The sequence below is a fragment of the Galbibacter sp. genome, assembly GCF_035306585.1.
Taxonomy (GTDB): domain Bacteria; phylum Bacteroidota; class Bacteroidia; order Flavobacteriales; family Flavobacteriaceae; genus Galbibacter.
In genome coordinates this window covers 19728-27863 of sequence record NZ_DATGNU010000057.1, presented here as the reverse complement: position 1 = coordinate 27863, position 8136 = coordinate 19728, and the positions used below count along the sequence as shown (strand labels likewise).

The 8136-nt window shown below is 39.9% G+C and carries 6 protein-coding genes; all 6 read right to left on the bottom strand.

The window, feature by feature from the left end; all coding sequences use genetic code 11:
• On the bottom strand, positions 1 to 228 hold a 228-nt coding region (locus tag VKY50_RS06490), incomplete at its 3' end, for a heavy metal-binding domain-containing protein (RefSeq protein ID WP_324300065.1).
• Positions 229 to 248: 20 nt separating this feature from the next.
• On the bottom strand, positions 249 to 1508 hold the full coding sequence (locus tag VKY50_RS06485) for a TolC family protein (protein ID WP_324300063.1): 1260 nt from the start codon (positions 1506 to 1508) through the stop codon (positions 249 to 251).
• A 2-nt stretch (positions 1509 to 1510) separates the two neighbouring features.
• Positions 1511 to 5356 (bottom strand): efflux RND transporter permease subunit, encoded by a 3846-nt coding sequence (locus tag VKY50_RS06480; RefSeq protein WP_324300067.1) that lies wholly within the window; start codon positions 5354 to 5356, stop codon positions 1511 to 1513.
• Between the two features lie 335 nt (positions 5357 to 5691).
• Entirely contained in the window at positions 5692 to 6090 is a 399-nt protein-coding gene (locus VKY50_RS06475; RefSeq protein WP_324300061.1) for a hypothetical protein, read from the bottom strand.
• Positions 6091 to 6289: 199 nt separating this feature from the next.
• Complete coding sequence (locus VKY50_RS06470; RefSeq protein WP_324300059.1) at positions 6290 to 7627, bottom strand: fibronectin type III domain-containing protein; 1338 nt, start codon at positions 7625 to 7627, stop codon at positions 6290 to 6292.
• Positions 7628 to 7794: 167 nt separating this feature from the next.
• The gene (locus tag VKY50_RS06465) at positions 7795 to 7977 is read right to left on the bottom strand and encodes an adenylosuccinate synthetase (protein ID WP_324300057.1); all 183 of its coding nucleotides are present in this window, start codon (positions 7975 to 7977) and stop codon (positions 7795 to 7797) included.
• Positions 7978 to 8136 lie beyond the last annotated feature (159 nt).

Sequence of the window (8136 nt, the reverse complement as noted above, 5' to 3'; positions counted from 1 at the left end):
TGAAACCGAAATAAGCTCCATACCACATATCGGACAATCTCCTGGTTCATTTTGACGAATTTGAGGATGCATTGAACAGGTCCAAGTGGTAGATGCCATATGGTTATGCTCCTGATTAGTTTGATCGGCTTTATTGGAGCTCTTCCCTCCAAAGAGCAACCAACCTATAAATACCCCTATTAAAAGGATAAAAGTAACACGAATCGTATTTTTATTTTTTATTTCCATTTTCATCTTCTTTAAGAACTTTAATTCTTTTGCTGGACTATATACTCATTTGTTAATAGGTATTCTATTTTCGCCTGAGCAATATAACCAGCCCTGAGCGCTTCCAATCCCTGTAGTTTAAACAATAGAATATCTTGATTAATACGTAGGATCTCTTCAAAATCCCCTGTATTGGAACTAAAAGCTGATACCAATAATGACCGTGCCCTCTCTGAACTCTCGATCTGCCTTTGATATAATTCCAATAACTGCCGAGATTCATTTAATTCATATTGCTTACGCTGAAACTCGTCTTGAAACTCATTGGCCTGCTGTTTCATTTCTAATGCGATACTCTGACCCATTAGATCCGCCTGGTTCTTAGCTGCATCATATTTTTTTCTAAAAATGGGCAAACTTATAGAAAACATAGGCATTATGGCATCTTTTCCATTCATATCAGGCATACCCATCGCGGATTTTGCATTCACGATATAGCCAACTCCGAGACCAAAGGATGGTAATCCTTCTTTTTGAACAACCTTTTTTCTAGTCTCATATGAATTTTGTAGCTTATCAAGCTGTTCCATACTAGGATGGGCCTCAAAATTTGGCATACTATCCAATGGCTTAGTAAGGTTAAGATAAAGGGTATCTTGTATCACTACCTGTTGATGGATTTCTCGATTGAGCAGCAGGTTAAAAGTCGACTGAAGCCTTTGGATGTTTTGCTCGAGAAGCTCAAGTTGCGTTCGTGCAGCATCTTGAGCAATTTCCACTCGCACCACATTAACCATCGGTGAGACACCACTCCTAAATTTGCTCATGGCCAGGTCATAATAAGTATCAAGAATCCTGAGGTTTTCCTTTTGAAATTCCATCCGCTTTTCCACCTCATACAACTTGGCATAGGCCGTTTTAACTTCCAGCGCTAGTTGCGCTCGATTAGCGACATAGGCCAGGTACTGTCCTTGGGCCTGAAGATCAGCAACTTCCTTACGCATCTTTAGCGTTCCAAACCAAGGGAACATCTGCATCAGTTCGAATCTAGCGCGCTCCTCACCCATATCGGTAGTCATGGCAGTACCAAATGCACTTGCGCTTAAAGTTGGATCAGGTAATCCGGCAACTTGTGGTGCCTGCGCTAGGGCAGCTTCATATTTTAAATGGGCCGCTTTAATGCCGGGATTATTCTGCAGCGCGAGTTGCAAATAGTCCTCCAAGCTCTGCGCTACCATCCCAATACCCATAAATAAAAAAAGTAAAAGACTTATTTTTTCTTTCATTTGATTCCTTTTCATCGTTATTTGTTTTGAGCTTTAACAGATGCTATCGCTCTTGTATCACGTTTTATGACGGTTTCTCGCCAATAAGCCTGCAGGATCGGCACAACAAAAATGGTCATTAGTTGTATAACCATGCCCCCTACTATCGGGATGGCCATCGGCACCATTATATCAGACCCCTTTCCAGTGGAAGTAAGTACTGGATACAAAGCAATTATCGTTACCGCCGTTGTCATCATAGCTGGTCGTACTCGTTTTTTACCTGCTTCTATGACCGCCGAACGAACCTCAGCGACTGTTTTTGGATCCTTTTGCTGGAATAACTGATGGATATAAGTTCCCATAAGAACTCCATCATCGGTCGCAATACCAAAGAGTGCGATAAATCCTACCCAAACTGCCACACTAAGATTAATCGTCCCTATTTGAAAGAGGTCCCTCATATTCTCTCCTGCAATTTCAAAATTCATAAACCATCCTTGGCCGTATAACCACAGCATAATAAATCCACCTGCAAAGGCAACAAACACCCCAGAGAAGTGAATTAAAGAGGCGATAATATTTTTAAACTGAGAATATAACAACAGAAAAATGATGAGCAATGAGATGGGGATAACAATAGCTAGGCGTTTTACGGCCCGAACTTGATTTTCATAATTTCCTGAGAATTCATAACTCACTCCTGGTGGAACGGTTAATTCACCATTATCAATCTTGTCTTGGATGAGCTTTTGGGCTGTGTTAACCACATCCAGTTCAGCGAAATCTTCACGTTTATCAAAAAGAACATAACTTACCAAAAAGGTATTCTCACTTTTGATCATTTGAGGACCTGCGGTATAGGTTATATCGACCAATTGCCCTAATGGAATCTGTCCATTGTTAGGCAATGGAACCAAAATATTTTTTAGATCACTAGGACTGCTTCTCAACTCTCTTGGATACCGCACTCGAACTGGATAACGCTCTCGCCCTTCAACGGTACTGGTGATTTGCATCCCACCGATGGCAATTTCTATTGTCTGCAATACCTGCTCTACACTTACTCCATATCTTGAGATAGCATTGCGGTTGATATCAAGCTCCAAATACGGTTTTCCGATCACTCTATCGGCAAAAACTGCCTCTTTTTTTACCGAAGGAACCTGTTTTAAAATTTCCTCTAACGCAAAGCCAAAATTTTGGATGGTCTCTAAATCGGGGCCATAAACCTTAATTCCCATTGGAGCTCTCATTCCCGTATGCAACATTACAAGTCTAGTCTCAATGGGCTGTAGCTTAGGAGCTGAAGTCACCCCAGGAATTTGAGTAGCCTTTACAATTTCATCCCAAATATCATCAGGACTTTGGATATGTGATCGCCAGTTTCTAAAGTACGCGCCATTTGGATCATCGATAAGCTGCTCCTCTGAGATTCTCTGCACAAGCGCCTCTTCATTGGATAAGTGCTCACCTGATCGCAGTATAAACAGGCCGTTGCTATCTACTTTAAATCGCTTTAAAGATCTATTTTCATCCAGGCTATATTCTGGCTTATAGTTTATGATATTCTCATACATCGAAATAGGTGCCGGATCAATCGCGCTCTCCACTCGCCCAAGTTTACCCACAGAAATTTCCACCTCAGGAATATTGGTTACCACCATATCTAACTGCTTCAGAATTTGTTTGCTTTCCTGAATTCCAGTGTGAGGCATTGAGGTTGGCATCAGTAAGAAACTCCCTTCATCGAGTGACGGCATGAACTCATCACCAATCCCTGGAAAAGCATGGGTAAGCCCACTCCAAATAGCGGTTGTTCTAATATTCCAACCCAACTGATCAGTTGCTTTGGCTACAAAACCAAATACCTTTGGAAATCCTGCCCAAATCAGTCCCCCTAATAAAATGGTAACCAGTGGCAGTATTAAAAACTTCCCTTTATTGACCAAACACCAATTTAAAATGACCTCATAATATCGCACAATACTCATGAGCAACAGTAATGTTACCCCAATTAAAACAATCACAAAAAAATAATTGCTCCATAAAGAATTTTGATAACCAAGTGGAACCCATTGTTGGGCCAAAAACAAAAGCGTTAGTGACAGCACAATAAACAGGATGATGTTCTTGGAGTGTCTGCCGAAAATTTCTGGCCTCCAATACGCAACCAATTTGATAAACCCAATTGCAGTGAGCGCTAAGGGCAACCACATTGATGCCCAAAGAGCAATGACCAATCCAGAGATTACCAATACAATATTCCAGGTTAATTGGATGCGTGCTCTTTGTATTCGAATGGAGAAAAACCAGTAGGATAACATTGGAAGTATCACCACTCCCAGAACAAATGCAGCTCCCAATGCCAGTGTTTTGGTAAAGGCCAAGGGACGGAATAATTTTCCTTCGGCATTTTCCATGAAAAATACTGGTAGAAAACTAACTATTGTGGTAGCCAAGGCCGTAGTCACCGCTGGCCCCACTTCCACTGTTGCATTATAAACGATGTGTAAAAGTCGATGACCCCTAGCATCTTTGTTTTCAGGGATTTCCAAATGTCGCAGCGTATTTTCAACAAAAATAATTCCGACATCAACCATCACTCCAATGGCAATGGCAATTCCAGAGAGTGCCACTACATTAGCATCCACCCCAAAATAACGCATCCCAATAAAGGTCATCAGCACTGCAACAGGTAAAAGACTCGAAATAAGAATAGAGGCTCTAAGGTTTAAAACCAGTAAAACTACAACAATAATACTGATCAGCACTTCATTGGTCAGTGCTGTATCTAAGGTTTCTAAAGTTTCTTCTATAAGCTGTGATCGGTCATAAAATGGAACAACAGTTAATTTACTAACGGTACCGTCGGCGAGCGTTTTAGAAGGTAGCCCTACCTTGAGTTCTTCAATCTTTTGTTTTACATTAGCAATCACCTCCATAGGGTTGGAACCATAACGTGCCGCGATCACACCACCGACAACCTCTGCCCCTGCTTTATCTAAAACTCCACGCCTTTCACTTGGTCCAAGCGAGACAATGCCAATATCACGGATCAGAACTGGCGTATGATCATTGGCTACAACTAAGGTGTTCTCTATATCTTCAATCGATTCTATATATCCCAATCCACGGACCAGGTACTCTACCTTATTGACCTCTACGGTTTTGGCACCAATATCCCTATTGGAGTTCTGTACCGCCTTCATCACTTGGTCAATTCCGATATTATATGCCTTTAAGGCCTCTGGGTTTATATCTATCTGATATTCTTTAACATAGCCGCCAACAGAAGCCACCTCAGAAACCCCAGCAACGGAGCTAAGTCCAAGTTTAAGATAATAATCCTGGACCGTACGCAGCTCGTGTAAATCCCACCCCCCTGTTACATTTCCCTGGGAATCACGACCCTCAATGGTATACCAATAGACCTGACCTAGGGCAGTGGCATCAGGTCCCAAGGTAGGTTGAACGCCTTGGGGTAGAAGCCCTTGAGGGAGTGCATTGATCTTTTCAAGGATCCGGGTTCTCGACCAATAATACTCCACGTCTTCTTCGAAAATTATATTGATACTTGAAAACCCGAACATCGAAGTACTTCGAACTGATCTCACTCCTGGAGTTCCTAAAAGAGAAGAGGTCAGTGGGTAAGTAATTTGATCCTCAACGTCTTGTGGTGAACGCCCTGGCCATTGGGTAAAAACAATTTGTTGATTTTCTCCAATATCGGGAATGGCATCAACTGGGACAGGATCTTTGGGTAAAACCCCCATATCCCAGTTAAAGGGTGCGGTAACCAAGCCCCAAAGGAGTATAACCAACAGCAAAATCACTGTAAAAAGGCGGTTGTGTAAAAAAAAGTGAATGATTTTATTCATAATTACGAATTCCAATATATGGTATCTGAGACTTGCTAATAATCAATTACGATCAATCAACTCTTAGGGAAAGTCTGCTAAATACAATACAGATTCCAAAACAATTTTCGCGATTCAATTAGATCACCCTGATAATGGCTATAACCCCATCTTAACAGCTGGAGCGTTATAAATTATCTCAGAGTTCCAAGCTAACTTAATAACTAACGTAAAACCTTAAACTGTGTAATACATATGATTTAAAAAGTCAGAAGCTGACTTTTTGTTTAAAAACTGTGTACATACATGAGTCATCCCCTTTTCATGAGTGACCATCTACAAGGTTATACAGTAATAACTTAGCTTATTTTAGGCGGTTGCCAAATGGAGAATTCTCTTAAGGAATAAGAGTTCTGAAGGTATATGGGATACGACTTTTTATTCTTAAAATTAAAATCGTATGGCACATTTCTAAAAATAGGAGGTGTTGCAGAAAAACTAAAGGTTGTTGAATGACAGGATTGCATTCCACATTGGCCACTACAGGAATTGTGCTCTTGATCACTTGTTTTACAACAGGCCATATCACCACTGCCTTCTTGCTTTTCTTTATCCTGCGCCTGCTGCTTATTGCTGCAACAGGAGTTTTCCACTTTCTCGGTTTTGTTGGAGTGTAATGCACATGCAAAGGATTGCTCAGGTAGAAGAAGCATCCCAAACAAGGAAATAATCAAGATTATGTTGATCCTCTTAAGCATGTCAATTAATTAAAACCGAAACAAAGGTAATGATATTTTTTTAATGTACTTAATTTATGAAAAATAAACGACGGCTTACTTTAAGTGAAATTTCCACTGCAACTATAAACACGCCCTCTAATTGCTATAAGAATTAAAGGGCGTGAAACCTAGGTACAAATAATATAACTATTACCTGATAGGGTTTAAATCCTCGATTTTAATTGGAAATAACCCCGTCCACTATATGGATCACACCATTGGTTGCTCTTATGTCTTTTATAACAATTCTAACCGTACCATTTATTATTACATCACTACCATCCTGGGTAAAATTAAGTGTAGACTGGGATCCAGTAGTTGCACTTTGTTGCTCTATTAAATTCGCAGCGGATAGTTCACCTTCAACTACATGACCCGCGATGAGTACATTTAGTTCCAAGCCTGTTGGCAGAGAGCCAAAAGCCGTAAAGGCATTGTTGTTAGGTGCAAACACCGTAAAAGGACCCTTTTCCTCATCACTTAGTCCATAATCATAATTAGACAAAACACTATGTAACATACTTAAGTCATTTCTACTTGCGATAATTTCGGCTACGGTTTGTGTAGGTTCGACTTCTTCTGGGAACGTTTTCACTTCCAGTACCTGGCTAAAATCCGATAGATTTTCTGAATTATCAATGGCTCTTACCTTAAATTGATAATTGGTGTCTGGATCAAGGTTATCCACATGAAAGCTCGTCTCAGTGGTAATTGCTATACTGGTATCACCTTTGTAAATTTCATAAGAATCTACAGCTTCATTATCTGTGGAGGCGTTCCAATTTAACACTAAAGAAGTTGTGGTGATATCACTAGCAGTTAGGTTTGTAGGCGCACTAGGAGCCTCGGTATCTTGATCACTGGTTGTGGTGATGCTAACAGTGTTAGAAGCTTCAGATAAATTTCCAGCTGCATCAAGAGCTATCACATAAAATTCATACTCCGTAGAAGGAGAAAGTCCACTAACATCCATAGTTGTTGCACCATCAGTTAAACCTATTTGATCGCCATTTTGAAAAACCTGATAATCTACTACCTCATCGTTATCTGTAGCCGCTTCCCAGTTCAGGGTAACAGCGCTCAGAGTAACTTTAGAAGTGGTCAAATTTCTTGGAGCAGTTGGACTTTGGGTATCCGCTACCGCTGGGGTTAAAACTGTTAGTACTTCACTTGGATCAGAGGTGTTTTCCATAGCATCCATAGCAATTATATAAAACTTATATTCGGTGGATGGAGAAAGTCCTTCAATTTTATAGATTGTAATATCCTCCACTTTGGCATAAGAAGCCCCATCATGAAATATTTCATAACCAGTCACCTCCACATTATCCATTGCAGCGTTCCAGGATAATGTTACGCTTTCAGGGGTCTTTTCAGCGACTCTAAAACCAGTTACCACACTTGGTTTTTCATTATCAAGAAAGGAGGCTAATTCATCCTTATCATCGCAGGCAGTCTGCAATACCATTAGTAGGCAAACAGCCATAAAGCTGATGCGTTCAACTACATCTTTCATAAAAATTCTGTTAATTTATTAAACGTACTTTATTGTGTTAAATAATTAAACTATGTACGGTAAGTAATGAAGTCAGGATGATGGATTTTTCATTTTAACACAATAAGACCCAAAGTTTTACAGAAAAACTTCAATTTTAACATTTGAAAAGCCTCTAGCTGAAAATTTTACTCCCCTTTGGACTTTCCTTTTCTCCAGAGGTAATAAAAAATGACCAATACAATAGGCACCACAATAAATATGATGACGTTATTGATATCACCAAAATCTATCGGATCGTTATCGCTGGGCTTTGGAATACCTTCCGCAACTTGAAAACTAATTACAAATGTTTGAAAACCTATGTGCATAATTGATGATTTTAACTATTTGTGAAGCGTTTGAATTATGACAAAAGATAGGTATTAATCGAGTTTCAACCAAGTTGAACCTTGTTTATTTTTTTGTTAATTCTCCTTAAATTCAAAACATATTATTACTTTGGTCGTTAGAACTAATTAAAAATCTAC